Below are 16,166 nucleotides of genomic sequence, written 5' to 3' on the forward strand. Positions count from 1 at the left end.
AACTCGCAAACTCGCAAACTCGCAAACTCGCAAACTCGCAAACTCGCATTGGCTCAATTATTGCATTGTTAATAATATTATTAATCACTGTGTCAAATTGCTGATGGATACTAATCATCTCGATAAACAAAACTTCTTTGATTTAGGCAATCTTAATACGTTACGTCAAGATGCCTTAAAAAGTGGTGCCTCGCCTGAAGCATCGAAAGAAGCGCTAAAAAAAGCAGCGGCACAATTTGAATCTATTTTTACGCAGATGCTTCTTAAAAGTATGCGTAAAGCAAATGAAGCGTTTGAAGACGAAGACAGTCCTTTTAATTCCAGTGGTGTAAAGTTTTTTGAAGAAATGCATGATCAACAGTTATCAGTTGATTTATCTTCAAAAGGGTCATTGGGTTTAGCCGATCTCATAGTGCAACAACTTTCTCCTGATGGAAAAAACTTTACCCCTAGTTCAGTGCTGCGTACTGTTGATGATTTTACCAGTGATCAACGTGCAACAGGTACGAATACTGAAAACACGGCTGACACCAAGGCTGTTAATAGCAGCCCATCAACAGCGCAAAAACCTCAGTTTGAAAATGCAGAAGATTTTATTAGTAGTGTTTGGGAGCATGCAAAAACAGCAGCTGAAAAAATTGGTTTGAACCCTGCTGTGATGGTTGCACAAGCAGCTCTTGAGACTGGTTGGGGTAAGCATATTATTAATAAAAGTGATGGCAACAGCAGCTTTAACTTATTCAATATCAAATCAGATAGAAGCTGGCAGGGTGAGAAAGCCAATAAAATGACACTCGAATTTGAGCAAGGTACACCAGTAAAAAGACAAGCCAGCTTTAGAGCATATGATTCGATTAAAGACAGCGTGAATGACTTTGTGCAGTTTTTAACGGAAAACCCACGCTACCAAGAAGCATTACAAAATACCGCAAAACCGGCCGCTTTTTTAGACTCTTTACAAAAAGCCGGTTATGCCACAGACCCCAATTATGCCGAAAAAATTAAGCAAGTACTTAATCGTACAGAACTTAAAACACTGGCGACAACATTGGTTCGCCAAGGAGTAAATTAAGATGTCGTTTAATTTATTAGACATTGCAAATTCAGGCGTTCGCGCTAATTCAGAATTGCTACAAACGACCAGTAAAAACATTGCCAATATAAATACAGTTGGTTATGTACGTGAGCGTACAGAGCATATGACCATGATCGACAATCAAGTTGGTCGTGGTGAAACATATCGATTATTGAATGAATTTGCTCAAAAGCAGCTCAATCGCGATACTTCAAATAAAACCTTTTTTGATCAATTTGTTACAGAAGCAGGCCGGGTTGATAGCTTGTTTTCTCAAGAATCCAATAGCTTATCGAGCAGTATGAATTCGTTATTCAACAATGTGCAGGAAAGCTTAAATCAGCCATCATCAACAGTTGCACGTTCGTTGGTTATGACAGATGCAGAAAATTTGATTGATCAAATGGATCGTTTGTCAGGCATTGTATTTGATCAAAAAAACATCGTGAATGAGCAGTTAGAAATTTTTTCTGATGAAGCGAATACATTGATTCAAAATATTAGCAGTTTGAATAAGCAAATAGCTACGGTAAATGGTACGCGCAATGAGGCAAACTCAAGCACCATGTATAACGAGCGAGACCTTGCTATTCGTAAGTTATCGGAATTAATAGATGTAGAGACTCTTGATGGCCCCAACGGTGAAAAGCTGGTATTTATGGGCACCGGTGAATCACTCGTAATGCAAGACGGCGCATTTAATTTGTTTTCGATGGCGGGTGATCCGGATCCTAATTTTAAAGAATTACGTTTAGATATAAATGGCGGCAAAGCTGTGCCGCTTGATGTTGATGTAAGTAAACTTAAAGGTAAGATTGGTGGGTTACTAGCATTTCGTGATGATATTTTAGTGCCAGCACAAAACCAGCTTGGCCAAATGGGGCTTGCAATTGCTGATGCTTTTAACCAACAAAACCGTTTAGGGATGGACGGCAACGGTGAACTTGGTGGGGACATTTTTACAATTCCAACGGTTGGCGGTTACGCCTATCAAGCTAATACAGGTAACTCAAGCATGACGGCTACCCTAGAGCCTGGTAAAGGCAGTGAAATTCCTGCTAGTGACTTTATTGTTACTTATACCAGTGGTACAACGGTAGAAATACAACCTGTCGATAATAAAGGTGAACCATTAGGCTCTCCCTCAACCGCCAATATAGTTGCTGGCGTTATTGATTCATCGACTATGACCGGTGGGGAATCTTTTGGTTTACAATTAAATGTTACAGGAACCGGTAATGTTGGCGATCAATTTGCTGTAAAACTTAATGCAGAGGCTGCATCGAGTTTAACACTTGCCACCGATAGGCCTGAATCGTTAGCGCTTGCTTCACCAATCCGTACGGCTGATAACATAAACAACACTGGCAATGCCAATATTTCAGTAGGTAGTGTAAGTAGTGTGACTTCAGGTGGTTTTACAACTACGACACCTCCGGATCTTGCTAATGGCGATATCACGATAGTGAAAACTGCTAACCCAGATGAATACACAATATCAGATGGGGTCAATACAAGTACTTTTACAGTCACTCCGCCTGCTGAAAATATGCTTTCACAAGCTGGGAATGGTTTCGAATTATATGGCTTTGACTTTAATATTGAAGGCATACCAGCAACAGGCGATAGTTTTACACTGGAGTTTAATGAAGGTGGTTTTGATGATAACCGCAATGGCTTAATGTTGGCTGGGTTACAAAGTGGTGAGTTAGTTCGACAAAATGTGACCACAACTTCAACTGCAGATAATCATAAAACATTTAATCAAGCCTATGCAGGGTTAGTTACTGATATTGGTGTTGTAACCAATCAAGCGAAGACTAATGGCGCTGCTTTTGAGGCATTAGCTCAACAGTCTGAAGCCTGGTATGAGTCACTCTCGGGAGTAAACCTTGATGAAGAAGCAGCCAATTTATTACGTTTTCAACAATCTTATGCGGCGTCTGCACAAGTGCTATCAACAGCCCGTACAATTTTTGATACTTTACTTAATGCTGCGAGGTAATTATGCGTTTATCTAATAATTTGATGTACCAAAACAGTGTTAATTCGATTTTGAATAATCAGCAAAATGTCAATAAAGCACAAGAGCAAGTTAATACCCAAAAGCGAGTGCTTACAGCTTCAGATGATCCATCGGCAACAGCACGGGCGTTACTGTATACCGATCGTATACAAGCGAATGAGCAATACAGTAAAAATATTACTATGCTGACGAGTCGTTTAAATACCCAAGAAAGTGTACTTGAGAATATTAAAGGCTCGCTTGAAAAAGCACATACATTAGCAATTCAAGCTGGTAATGGTGTTTATACAGATATAGATCGTGAAGGTATTGCTGAAGAGATTAAATCTATACAAAGTAGTGTGCTTGATTTAATGAATGCTAAAACTGAAGATGGGAAGTATATATTTTCAGGCTATCAAGATAATACCCAAACCTATTCGCTTGATTCTTCAACTGGCAAATATGTTTATGGTGGCGACCAAGGCCAGCATAAAATTAAAGTAGCGGAAGGAGTTGAAATTAAATCCAGTGATAATGGGGTTGATACGTTTGAAAAGGTCAATGCACGTTTAGACGTCGCCTCGAATGATGGTGTTGCATCAGGAGGGATCACTAGTGCAAAAGTGTATGTGCGTGAACAAGCTCAGTTTGACTCTTTTCATAAAGCAAATTATAACGCTGATCCTGCTGCCGCAGTCGGAGCAAATACGTTTAATATTATAACGACAGCAGGTACACCTAATACTTATCAGGTTGAACAAGGTGGAAGTGTGATCAGCTCTGGCAGCTTTGAGGGATCACAAATTAAATTTGCAGGGTTGGAAATCGACATTAGCCCCGTGGCAAATGGGCAGGTAGACTTTACTTTAGAAGCACCGCAAAAAGAAAATATTTTAAACACCTTAAATGATTTGATCGCAGGACTGACTGATCCAACAATTAGCCAAGAAGATTATGAGCAAGTATTGGCAGCGGCCATGATCCAGATCGACAATAGTAAAAATCAGGTCTCTTTAACGCAGGCTGGTTTAGGTGGGCGGTTAAATACAGCTGAAAAAATCACGCAATCTAATAGTGACCTTGATGTAAATAACAAATCTTCTCGTGCAGATTTAATTGAACTCGATATGGCTGAGGCCATTACTGAACTCACGAAGCAAGAAACTGCACTACAAGCCTCGCAGGCAACTTTTGGCCGCTTGGCTAAATTATCACTGTTCGATTACTTATAAGTAAGTAAAGGAGTAAGGCAATATATTGCCTTACTCTCGTATTTTTCCAGCCTTTTAAGATCATCTCCTTACTATTTAACAGCTTAATAATTTCCTGAAGAAAAAGACCTGTACAGTAATCCTTTTAGTTTTTTAATGAGCTTTATTAATTTAGTCACTATAAAATTCATTAAATTACATGAGCTTAAAAAATAATGGAAAAAAAATAAAAAAAAAGCTAAAGGATTTTTTTGCTAGACCGATAACTTAATTAACCAAGCAAAGCGTTGTAAATAACAACCACTGCTTAATCTAGTAAGTTTGAGAGTAAATGATAAGTTTACTTCTGGAGAGATATCATGGCTTTATATGTAAATACAAATGTTAGCGCGTTAAACGCACAAAGACAATTAAATAATTCTGGTAATGCACTGGATACATCATTCCAACGTTTATCATCAGGTTTTCGTATTAACAGTGCGAAAGATGATGCGGCTGGCCTACAAATTTCTGACCGTTTAACATCACAAATTAACGGTTTGAACCAAGGTAACCGTAACGCGAACGATGGTATTTCACTAGCACAAACAGCTGAGGGTGCATTAGACGAAGTAACATCAATGTTCCAACGTATCAGAACATTATCACAGCAAGCAGCTAACGGCTCAAATACTGATGAAGACCGTTTAGCGGTGCAAGAAGAGATTCGCTCTCTTTCATCAGAAGTTAATCGTGTTGCTGCAGATACAACGTTTGGTGGTCAAAACCTATTAGATGGTTCTTTCTCGGCTAACTTTCAAGTAGGTGCAGATGCCGTTCAGAATATCAGCTTTAGTATGGCATCGGTTGGTGGTACTGCTAACTCTATCGCAGCTAATGGTGGTTTCACCATGTCAGGTATTGCAGGTGTTGCCAGTGCGGTAACCGGCGCTAGTTTAAGTGCGACAGCTGGAACAATCAGCTCGCAAGTAGGTGCATCAGCAGACCAAACAGCATTTTCATCAGTATTTACTGCTGGTGGTATCAGTGTATCTTCACAGGCTAATGCGCAAGCTGTAATGGCTGGTATGGATTCGCTTATCGCGGTTGTTGATAAAAAACGAGCTGAGCTGGGTGCGGTACAAAATCGTTTTCAGTCAACGATTCGTAACCAATCAAATATCTCAGAGAATCTAAGTGCTGCAAAATCACGTATTAAAGATACTGACTTTGCTCAAGAAACTGCAAACTTAACAAAAATGCAGATTCTACAACAGGCTAGCCAAACAATTCTTAGCCAGGCTAATCAACGTCCACAGGCTGCATTAAGTCTTCTAGGATAATTGGTTGGAAATAGTCAATTAATTGACTAAGAATGTAGCGCCTTTGTTTAATGGGGTATTAACAAAGGCGCTGAAACGGATTGATAAAGCGGAGGCGCTTAAAAATCCTGTATTGTTCTAACATTTGTAAGAACATAAATTATTAAGCATAAAATATGCCAATAATTAAAACCTACTCTCAAACTTATCTTCAAAGGGCCTTATAGGCCCTTTTCTCTTTTTTTCTAATTCAATGCAACTCTATCTATAAAGTTGGCCTAAAGATTGCTCAATACTTATTAAGTTTTTAAATTAACCTGCAAAGTGGCAGTTTATTGCCCCGGGCCAATCTTACTTGGCTGCTGTAACTAGTCACTTTGTCAAAACTCCACTCATTTTAGAGTGGCTTTAATTTGACAGATAAGAAGAGAGTTTATTATGGCTTTATTTGTAAATACGAATGTTAGTGCGCTTAATGCGCAAAGACAGCTTGAAAGAACTGGAAACGACTTAGATACTTCCTTTAAACGTTTATCATCTGGTCTGCGTATTAACAGCGCGGCGGATGATGCTGCTGGTTTACAAATATCGGATCGTTTGCAATCGCAAATCTTGGGTTTAAACCAAGGCAACCGTAATGCGAATGACGGTATCTCGCTGGCACAAACGGCTGAAGGTGCGCTTGATGAAATTACTTCTACATTTCAACGTATCCGAACACTTGCTCAGCAATCAGCAAATGGCTCTAATACAGATGAAGATAGGCTCGCTATCCAAGAAGAGATTAGACAGTTATCTGATGAGGTTAACCGAATTGCCACGGACACTACATTCGGTGGTCAAAATTTATTGGATGGCTCTTATTCTGCAAGCTTTCAGGTTGGTGCTGATGCTGTACAGACTATTGGTTTTAGTATGCAGTCTGTTGGCGATACAGCTAATTCTCTTGCTGCTAATGGTGGTTTTACTATATCAGGTGTTGCCGGTGTTGCTTCAGCCGTGGGTGGTAAAGCACTTTCAACGCTCGCAGCTAATGTAAGCTCAGTTGATGGCGCAACGGCATCAACAACATTAGATTTTTCTTCTGTATTTACAGCTGCAGGTATTAGTGTGTCATCACAAGTAAATGCACAGGCTGTGTTTGCGGGTATGGATTCTCTAATAGCGGTGGTTGATAAAAAACGCGCTGAATTAGGTGCGGTACAAAACCGTTTTCAGTCGACAATACGAAATCAAGCTAATATTTCTGAAAATTTAGCCTCTGCTAAATCAAGAATTAAAGATGCTGATTTTGCAATGGAGACAGCTAACTTAACTAAAAACCAAATTTTACAACAAGCGAGCCAAACAATATTAGGCCAAGCAAATCAAAGGCCTCAGGCTGCATTAAGCTTGTTACAGGGTTAAAATAGTATAACGTTGTTAAAAATTTATAAATAAAGCTAAAGTTTCCGTTTTATCTGACGATAACTGACTTAGAGAACTAAAAATCTAGGACTCTCAGTCTGGAGTAATAACAGGGTAGGGGTATCCCGTTGTTATTCTATTTAAAATGATAAAGCGGAGGCTATTATGGCTTTATATGTAAATACTAATGTGAGTTCATTGAACGCACAGCGCCAGTTGATGAAATCTGGTAACCAGCTCGATACATCCTTTCAACGTCTATCATCAGGTTTTCGCATTAATAGTGCAAAAGATGATGCTGCAGGCATGCAAATATCTAACCGTTTAACTAGTCAAATAAATGGTTTGAATCAAGGTAACCGAAATGCTAATGATGGGATCTCACTTGCGCAGACTGCTGAAGGCGCACTTGATGAGACTACGTCAATGTTCCAGCGTATTCGTACTCTTGCTCAACAAGCTTCAAACGGTTCAAATACAGATGAAGATCGTTTAGCAGTACAAGAAGAAATTCGTTCATTATCAGAAGAAGTAAATCGTGTTGCTGCAGATACAACATTTGGTGGTCAAAATCTACTAGATGGTTCATTCTCAGCTAACTTCCAAGTTGGTGCTGATGCTGTACAGAATATTAGCTTTAGTATGAAAGATATTGGTGGCACAGCTAACTCTATTGTAGCTGGCGGCGGCTTTACTATGTCAGGCATTGCCAGTGTTGCTAGTGCTGTAACGGGTGCAAGCTTAAGTGCTACAGCGGGAACAATTAGTTCACAGGTTGGTGCTTCAGCTGATAACACTGCTTTCTCATCAGTGTTTTCAGCGACTGGGATCAGTGTATCTTCTCAGGCAAATGCACAAGCTGTAATGGCAGGTATGGATGCAATGATTGCAGTAGTTGATAAAAAACGTGCCGAACTCGGTGCTGTACAAAATCGTTTTCAATCAACTATTCGTAACCAATCTAACATTTCAGAAAATTTGAGTGCTGCTAAGTCACGTATTAAAGATACTGATTTCGCTGCCGAAACAGCTAATTTGACTAAATCTCAAATATTACAACAAGCAAGCCAATCTATTTTGAGTCAAGCAAACCAGCGTCCACAAGTAGCATTATCGTTACTAGGCTAGACGGTTAATTAGGTCATTATTGAGATATTGTCTCGATAATGACTTATACTTTGTTTGTATTTTGAAGGAGAGCTACTATGGCTGACTTAGGTGGAATAATTAAATCGAGTGAAAACTTCACCGCTAATTCATCTTTTACAAATAAAAATGAGTTAAACGAAGCAAGTAAAAAAGCAACTGTTGAAAAAGCTGGTACAAAAATTGCTGGTAGAGAGCCCGCACTTGTTGATAATAGTCAGCAACTTGATTCTGAAAGTGAAAGAAAAGCACTGATCGACGAAGTGAAAGAAAACTTAGAGAAATTAAATAAATATATTCCTGTGACGGCAACAAATTTAAAATTTGAATTTGATGAGCAGGGTGATCCACCAATAATTAAAGTGTTTGATAAAACAAGCGAAGAAGTTATTCGTGAAATTCCAACTGAAGAGTTTAGAGAAGTTGCTAAAGCTTTAGATGAATTTGCCGATAAACTAACTAACAAAGGTTTGTTACTAAATCAAACTGTATAATATTTTTTGGAACAGATAGTAGGAGAGAAGTATGCCACTTATAACATCCGCAGGTATTGGATCTGGGCTGGATCTCGAAAGTATCATTACAGCATCTGTTGATGCCGAAAATGTTCCAAAAATGAATGCCTTTGCAACAAAGGACAAGTCGTTAGAAGTTGAATTATCTTCAATCGGAGAGATCAAGTCTGCGTTATCCAAGCTACAAGACACAATAAAAAAGCTAGCAGATCCTGATAATTTCAATAAACGTATTGCTAATATCACTCAACCAACAAGTGATGACGGTGATCTCGTCTCAGTTACCCCAACAAAAGATATTACGCCTGGTAATTTTAAAATTGAAGTTGTTGCACTTGCTCAAGGCAGTCGTGCAACGTCAAACGATGCCGTACCTCCTTTGTTTACATCTACTGACGATGTGGTCACTGCTTCTGGAGGCACCTTGTCATTTGCTGCTGGAGACAAAAGCTTTGACCTAACTCTTGATGCGGGTGCGACATTAGCTGATTTGCGTGACGCAATTAATGACTCGGATGATAATTTTGGTGTAACAGCAAATATAATAAATACTGGTACTGAGTCAAAGTTGGTTCTTACTTCGAGTGTGAGTGGCGCTGGTAATGACTTGGTAATTACCAATGATAATGCTGAGCTAGACAATGTATCTACAGATGCTAATGGTGGAGCTTCTGGTAGCGGTGGTATTGGTATAACAGCTGGAAATGAAGCAAAAAGTGCAGTTATAAAAGTAGATGGCATAACAATAACAAATGACACCAATACCTTTAAAGATGCTGTACAAGATATGACGATCACTGCTAAACGACAAAGCGTTGATGGAGAGACTGCAAAGTTAGCTGTTAGCTATGACCGTGAGAGCGTTACAACATTAATTGATGAATTTATTGCTAATTATAACAATGCTATAGGGCAGTTAGGTCTGCAATCGAGAGTCGGTAAACCTTTAAATAGCGATGCAACCATTCGTACTTTGAGCTCGCAAATGGTCAATATGCTTTCTACAAATTTAACGGATGCAGGGCCTTTCACAAGTATTTTCGATATTGGCTTGGGTGTTGATAAGAAAGGTTATCTAGAAAAATCAACTTTAGTCCGCAGTTTAAATACAGCAATGGATGAAAATTTTGATGATATCGGAAAGGCTTTTGCTGGTGAAAATGGTGTTGCTAAACAGTTCGAATCTTTTTTAGATAATTACGTAAGTTCAAAAGGCATTTTAAAGCAAAGAGAAGATAATTTAAATACACAGGTCACTGATTTAGAAGATGATGTACTAAAGCATGAATTTAGAATGACCGAATTAGAAAGTAGGCTTAGAAAGCAATATGCGGGTTTAGATGTGTTACTGGCGCAAATGCAATCAACACAACAGTACTTAGGAGCGCAGCTTGCGAGCTTACCAGGATTTACAAGAAACAAATCATAAATTAATTTTGATTTAAAAGGGTTTTAATATGTATAACGCCAAAGTAAAAAATTATCAGAAAGAAGCACTCAAGACCCGTGTTGCGGGTGCTGATCGCTATGAAATAATTCAAATGTTAATGGCGGGTGCGATTGAAAAAATGGTGATGTCTAAAGTTGCTATTGAAAGAAAACATATGGAAGCGAAGGCCGAACATTTATCTAAAGCGACTGCTATTATTGAAGCCTTAAGGGGCTGTTTAGATTTTAAAGTTGGTGGTGAAGTGACTGATAATTTATATGCACTTTATTCTTATATGATAGATCGCTTAGTTGATGCAACAATAAAAAATGATCCTGCAATTGTTGAAGAAGTATCTAATTTATTAAAAGAAATAAAGTCTGCTTGGGATGCTATTCCTCATGATGTTCGAGAAAAAACACTTAGTGAAAATGGTATAGATGCTAATGTCGGCTAGTTTATTGTCTCAGTTAGTCCCCGATTTGTCTGTAATTAATCAATATTTAGCTGAAGGTGATATAGAGTCAGCTCAAAGCAAGTTACTATTAATTGATAGAACATTGAAAGCACTCTTTGCCTCACCTGAGAACCTCAGCGAAAACGATGTGTTATTTTTATCGGATTTTTCAATCAAATTGAATACTACGGTATTAGAGATAAGCCTCAAAAAACAGCAGGCTGCAAAAGAACTTGGTGTTCATATTAATACGCAAAAAAAAATAAATGTGTATAAAAATATCAAGTAGGTAACCGACATGATAAAGAATATAGATATTAATAACGAGCTTGAGCACATCTCAGAAAAACTTGAAAAAACTATTAAACATCAAGAAAGAGAGGCTATTTTTGCTACAGAAGCAAATGAGCGATTTGAAAAGAATTGGCAATGTTTCACTCATTATTACCCTGAGATTGTAGCAGCTTTATCTAAGCTGCAACTCCGCGATGATTTTTGTATTCATGTCACGCAAAGTGGTCATGGAAATATTATACCTAAAAATGCATTAGCTCCCCTTTATTCTCAAAACCCTCTCGAGCAGAGCCAGGAGCAGGTTAGGCGTCAGATTGAACATCCTGTTTTTAGCTTAACAGATTATACAGGCTACCCAGATAGCAGTTCTGATAAACGTCTTCATACAGAGTATATGGTTAAGCTTGGTCAGTTTATGCGTAAATTGCGCAAGTATGACGAGAAAAAAATAGCCCAATTACCTTGTCACTTCCCATCGGGAATTATTTTTGGAGTGGGATTAGGCTATCACATACCTGAATTATTAAATCATACTGAGTTTGATTATTTATTTATTATTGAGCCAGATATCGAGCAGTTTTATGCAAGCTTATTTTGTATTGATTGGTTTGATGTTATTAAAAAAATTGATGACCAAGGAAACTGCCTTTTCTTTAATCTGGGAGCAGATAAAAACACGTTTATTCAAGATTTAGAAAATGTAGTTGAAGATATAGGAGCATTTTCCGCTGTAAGAAGCTTTTGTTATCAGCATACACCTGGACGTGAAATTAATGAGTTAATAGCCAACTGGGCTGCGGATTATTTTCGTTTTCAAATGGGGCACGGCTTTTTCAATGATGCAATAACTGGGTTTGCACACTCGATAGCTCATATTGAAAGTAATCAGTCTTTTCTTACAAATAAAGCGAGTTTACCTGCTTCGTTATTAGATATACCTGTATTTATAATTGGCAATGGCCCATCTTTAGATGAAGCTGTTGAATATTTGAAAAATAATCAGAATAAAGGGATTGTTGTAGCTGCAGGATCTGCCATTGTTTCTTTAGAGCGATTGGGGATCCAGGCGGACTTTCATGTACTAGTAGAGAGACCTTATGCAAACTACAAAATAGTCGCTGATTCCTTACCGATCGAAGCGTATAAACGAGTTAATTTACTAGCCGTTAATATGGTCCATCCTAAGACAACCGAGCTATATAAGTGGTCAGGGTTAGCATTAAAAGGGAATGAAGGTGGTACTGATTTCATTAATTTTTTATCATTAAAAAATCGCTCTAAAACACTGCCATTAATTCCATATAGTAATCCACTTGTATCTAATACTGCACTCTCGTTATTTTTAAATTTTGGTTTTAAAAATGTGTATTTATTTGGTGTTGATAATGGAAGCTTACCCACAGGTAAACATCATAGTGATCACAGTTTTTATAAAAAAGATAAAGATGATGAAAAAGGAATCAGTTGTGCACCTGTCACGGAAAAAACTTTACCTGGTAATTTAAGTGATAGCTTTGTTTACACTAATGATTTATACAAAGTATCGCATAGCCAAATAGAAAAGCTGTTGGAAATATTTCCTGCAGTTGATGTATTCAATATTGGTAACGGGGCTAAAATTAAAGGCGCTATTTCATTAGCTGCTGATATATTAATTGATCCAGAAAACAGCTTAGATAAGCCTCCTTTGCTGGAGTTAATCAAGACGCGATATTTTGAAAACCTGAATTTGGATAAATTAAACGATGAAGATTACGAAATACAGCGCTTTATTGATATGTGTGACCATCTGTTAGTTATTAGTAACGAGCCTTATACAACAATCAAAGAAGCTGCAGATTTGCTTAAAAGACAGCAACGGTATGTGTATTCATTTAAAAATTCACCATTAGGTCATATTTATCATATGATGAAAGGGTCATTATTATATTATCACTGCCCACTAATTACATTGCTTTATAGTTATGAAAATGAAACGTTTACATTAGAACAATTTGATGAGCTTTTTTTACTTTGGCAAAATTATATTGTTGATATGAGAGACTACTTTGAAGATAACTACAAAAAGCCCTGTGATTTTCTTAATGATGAACAGCTTAAAATTATGAACCAAGGCTCGTAATCTTTTATACCAGTTTTTGGGCACGCTGATAACTCTCGGGCGTGCCTATATCCATATATTCATTATCTACGATCCACCCTTGCATTTTTCCAATCATGTTAGGCACTATGTCTTTGCTTAAATCATAAAATTTATCTTCTTTTAATTCTTTAAAATACCGCTCATAAACAGAATTAGAAAAAACAAAGAGTGCTCCGCTTGCGATATTTCCAGGAGGGTTAGCTACTTTCTCATGAAATTCATGGATGACATTATTGGTGTCCATAACTACAATACCGCATTGACTCGGTTGACATGAAGTAAACAGTAGTAGTGACACATCTACATTGCCCGGTTTAGTGTTATGAACGTGAATTAAGCCTTTTAAATCACTGAGGCAGAAATTATCAGCATGGATCACAATCACTTGTTCATCTTTCCAAAAGTGAGCATTTTTAATTAATGTGCCGCCAGTACCAAGTAATGTACTTTCTTTAACAATGGTTATTTTATTTCTATAGGGCGATTGGCTGATGTAGCTTTCGACCTGCTCAGCTAGATAATGGACGTTAATTAGTATTTCAGATACACCTAAATTATCTAGCTTCTCTAACCAGTAAGATAGAAGAGGGCGTCCGGAGATTGGCACTAAACATTTTGGAATTGTATTAGTCAAAGGTTTTAACCGAGTGCCTAATCCTGCTGCTAGCAATATCGCTTTCATATATTTTTGAATGACTCCAGTACTCGTTGCTGGAGCGTGTTAAAAGACAGTGGCTGATTTCCTAGTGTATCTACTTGGCAAGCGGCTGCAATACTTGCAATATAAAATGCCTGCCACGGTGTTGCACCTGAGCACAAAGCAAGGCTACTGGCAGCTAAGAAGCAATCACCAGCTCCAGCAGGATCAACCGCATTACGGTTAATCGCAGGAAGCATATCATTTTCCCATTGGCCATTTTGATCTGGTAGATGGATAAAAATACCTTCTCCCGCAAGGGTAATAACCAACGACATCGGATTAGCTTTTTCACACAGTTTTTGCGCTAAAATAGGTAGACCATCATCAATGTTATTCAGAGCAACACGGACTTCTTTTTCTGTTGGTGTTATTAGCATCATATCTTTATAACGGGCAATGTCACCAACTTGAGAAGAGGTTTGGCTGTCTGCGACAACACGTACATTGTTTTCTTTGCATAAAGCAATGACTTTATCGACCAGAGTTTGAGGTAATAATCCATAATTAAAATCAGAAAATACCAGTAAATCGAAGTTGTTAATACTACTTTCAAGTTGCAAGTATAAATCGGTTTGAATTTCTTTAGAAATTTTATGCTGTCGAACTTGATTGACCCTTAGAAGTGTTTTATTCCCAGCTCTATATCGTGATTTTAATGGTGTAGGGCGACTGCCATCATCGAAAAGTATAGTATCAATATTGTATGCGTTAATATGATTTTTTACGTAATCAGCTTTATCATCTTTGCCAAGTACCGAGAAAAGCGTAACTTGATTAGCTCCTAGCCCTTTTATATGACCTGCTGTAATTGCTGCTCCGCCTAAAAATGTATCCGTTCTATCTGGTGTCATCACTATGGTAGGATCCTCCTGAGATAAGCCTACCGCAGTACCTTGGATATATTCATCGACGATTATTTCGCCAATTACAGCAACACGGTTTTCACTAAATTGAGAAAATACCGTGTTGATTGATTGATAATCAAACTGATGCCTTGTTGCATAACTTTGGCATTTTTTGTAATCAAAGTTATGACCATGGCTTATTGTTCTTGTAATATATTGTTCGGAATTAGATTCGAACTCACCAGAGCCAAAAATAAGCTTTCCTCCGTACATTTCAACAAGAGCATGCTCAGGATTGTGCCTACTTTCAAACTCTTTACCTTTCACGACAATATGAGGCTTGAGGCTCTTTACGGTTTCTGCTGGAGTTAAATCTGATAAAAATGCTTCATTCACACATTCGAGGGATTGAACCATCTCTAGGCGATGTTGTTCGTTTACCCGACTCTTTAACCCCATAGATTTGTCGCTGTTAACAGCAACAATTAGTTTATCACCACACTCTTTTGCAAAACGAAGTAAGCGAATGTGGCCAGGGTGTAAAATGTCAAAGTTTCCTTGAACAAGGACTTGCTTATTCATACTTCAATATTCTCAAAAGTAATGATGGCTCTGGTAATTTCTCTTCGTTCGAGCGCCGATATTGCTTCATTGATTTGATTCAAAGAATAGCGATGGCTTATCAAAGAATTAATAGATATTTCAAGTTTTTGAATAATATCTGCAATCGATTTTAAATCTTTGTCTGGATTACAATTACCTCCCCAAGTTCCAAAAATTTGCTTTCCACAAATTAGTTGATGAGGATCTAACTTTATAAAATCGCCAGTTTTTGGATGTGAGGCAAAATAGCATTTACCGCTGTTATGTATATTATTAAAAGCGAATTCTATGGTTTCACATAGTCCAGCACTCTCAATAGCATAATCAAAGCCGTTAGGGTGTTGCTCTTTGAGTAAAGCTAGGCTTGCTTCTTCATATAAATAAGCTTCATCGGCGCCTAGTTGTAGTGCTAAGTCACATTTAGATTGTTCAATATCTACAACTATGATTTTTTTTGGTCTGAAATGTTTAAGCATTAATAGTGCACTTATGCCTATACCACCTAGTCCGATTAATATCACATTACTATTAGAGTGTGGTTGTATCTGGTTTAGAACCATACCGGCTCCTGTGGGGAGGGCGCAACCGAGTAAAACAGCTAACTCATTTGAAATACCTTCAGGGCAAATGGTTACTCTATTCTCAGATATAACAGAGTACTCTGAAAAAGTCGTAACTGGACCTGCATTGATAATTTGACCCTCTTTGCTAATTAGATGTGTCCCACCGGAATCGATTCCACTGCCTTTTAGCCAACCAAGAACGACACGATTTCCTTGTTTAACCTTGGTAACACTATTGCCAACTGCTATTACTTCACCTACACCTTCATGACCCATTAAGTGGGGCAAATACTTGTCTTCTCCTCTAAGGCCTTTACTCTCCATCAGCTGGCTTCTACACAAGCCAGCCATATGCATTTTCACCAGAACTTGATTATCTTTCAAATACGGTATTTTTAAATCGAGTAGTTGAAGGGGCTGCTCTATATCTATTAATACACCTGCTTTAAAATAAGTTGGAATATTCATA

General features: G+C 37.9%; 14 protein-coding genes. 11 read left to right on the forward strand and 3 right to left on the reverse strand.

The window, feature by feature from the left end; translation table 11 throughout:
* Positions 1–103 precede the first annotated feature (103 nt).
* From flgJ to H5183_RS03920, 11 genes are all read left to right on the forward strand, one after another.
* The gene (gene flgJ, locus H5183_RS03870) at positions 104–1,072 is read left to right on the forward strand and encodes a flagellar assembly peptidoglycan hydrolase FlgJ (protein ID WP_182730994.1); all 969 of its coding nucleotides are present in this window, start codon (positions 104–106) and stop codon (positions 1,070–1,072) included.
* A 1-nt stretch (position 1,073) separates the two neighbouring features.
* Positions 1,074–3,080 (forward strand): flagellar hook-associated protein FlgK, encoded by a 2,007-nt coding sequence (gene flgK / locus H5183_RS03875; RefSeq protein WP_145239522.1) that lies wholly within the window; start codon positions 1,074–1,076, stop codon positions 3,078–3,080.
* A gap of 2 nt (positions 3,081–3,082) precedes the next feature.
* Entirely contained in the window at positions 3,083–4,315 is a 1,233-nt protein-coding gene (gene flgL / locus H5183_RS03880) for a flagellar hook-associated protein FlgL (RefSeq protein ID WP_145239518.1), read from the forward strand.
* A gap of 338 nt (positions 4,316–4,653) precedes the next feature.
* Complete coding sequence (locus H5183_RS03885; RefSeq protein ID WP_182730995.1) at positions 4,654–5,616, forward strand: flagellin; 963 nt, start codon at positions 4,654–4,656, stop codon at positions 5,614–5,616.
* 417 nt (positions 5,617–6,033) lie between these two features.
* The gene (locus H5183_RS03890) at positions 6,034–7,002 is read left to right on the forward strand and encodes a flagellin (protein ID WP_182718208.1); all 969 of its coding nucleotides are present in this window, start codon (positions 6,034–6,036) and stop codon (positions 7,000–7,002) included.
* A 165-nt stretch (positions 7,003–7,167) separates the two neighbouring features.
* Positions 7,168–8,130 carry a flagellin gene (locus H5183_RS03895; RefSeq protein WP_182730996.1) on the forward strand — a complete coding sequence of 321 codons (963 nt, stop codon included), beginning with the start codon at positions 7,168–7,170 and terminating at the stop codon, positions 8,128–8,130.
* A gap of 77 nt (positions 8,131–8,207) precedes the next feature.
* Positions 8,208–8,642 carry a flagellar protein FlaG gene (locus tag H5183_RS03900; protein ID WP_149981560.1) on the forward strand — a complete coding sequence of 145 codons (435 nt, stop codon included), beginning with the start codon at positions 8,208–8,210 and terminating at the stop codon, positions 8,640–8,642.
* A gap of 31 nt (positions 8,643–8,673) precedes the next feature.
* A complete protein-coding gene (fliD, locus tag H5183_RS03905) occupies positions 8,674–10,092 on the forward strand; it encodes a flagellar filament capping protein FliD (protein ID WP_182730997.1) in 1,419 nt (472 codons plus the stop codon).
* 28 nt (positions 10,093–10,120) lie between these two features.
* Entirely contained in the window at positions 10,121–10,549 is a 429-nt protein-coding gene (gene fliS, locus H5183_RS03910) for a flagellar export chaperone FliS (RefSeq protein ID WP_149981556.1), read from the forward strand.
* Positions 10,539–10,838: a hypothetical protein gene (locus tag H5183_RS03915; RefSeq protein WP_182730998.1), complete on the forward strand. Its 300-nt coding sequence runs from the start codon at positions 10,539–10,541 to the stop codon at positions 10,836–10,838. Before fliS ends, H5183_RS03915 begins: the two co-directional genes overlap by 11 nt.
* Before the next feature lie 9 nt (positions 10,839–10,847).
* Entirely contained in the window at positions 10,848–12,965 is a 2,118-nt protein-coding gene (locus H5183_RS03920; protein ID WP_182730999.1) for a 6-hydroxymethylpterin diphosphokinase MptE-like protein, read from the forward strand.
* Positions 12,966–12,969: 4 nt separating this feature from the next.
* On the opposite strand, the gene H5183_RS03925 is transcribed toward H5183_RS03920, so the two are convergent.
* From H5183_RS03925 to H5183_RS03935, 3 genes are read right to left on the reverse strand one after another with little or no spacing between them, the layout of a single operon-like run.
* Positions 12,970–13,668, reverse strand: coding sequence for a nucleotidyltransferase family protein (locus tag H5183_RS03925; RefSeq protein ID WP_182731000.1), 699 nt, complete (start codon positions 13,666–13,668; stop codon positions 12,970–12,972).
* On the reverse strand, positions 13,665–15,113 hold the full coding sequence (locus tag H5183_RS03930) for a PfkB family carbohydrate kinase (protein ID WP_169019238.1): 1,449 nt from the start codon (positions 15,111–15,113) through the stop codon (positions 13,665–13,667). Before H5183_RS03930 ends, H5183_RS03925 begins: the two co-directional genes overlap by 4 nt.
* Entirely contained in the window at positions 15,110–16,165 is a 1,056-nt protein-coding gene (locus H5183_RS03935) for an alcohol dehydrogenase catalytic domain-containing protein (RefSeq protein ID WP_145239471.1), read from the reverse strand. Before H5183_RS03935 ends, H5183_RS03930 begins: the two co-directional genes overlap by 4 nt.
* Position 16,166: the final 1 nt, after the last annotated feature.

Origin of the sequence: Pseudoalteromonas sp. SR44-8, assembly GCF_014163635.1 — a bacterium.
GTDB classification, from domain to species: Bacteria; Pseudomonadota; Gammaproteobacteria; order Enterobacterales; family Alteromonadaceae; genus Pseudoalteromonas; species Pseudoalteromonas rhizosphaerae.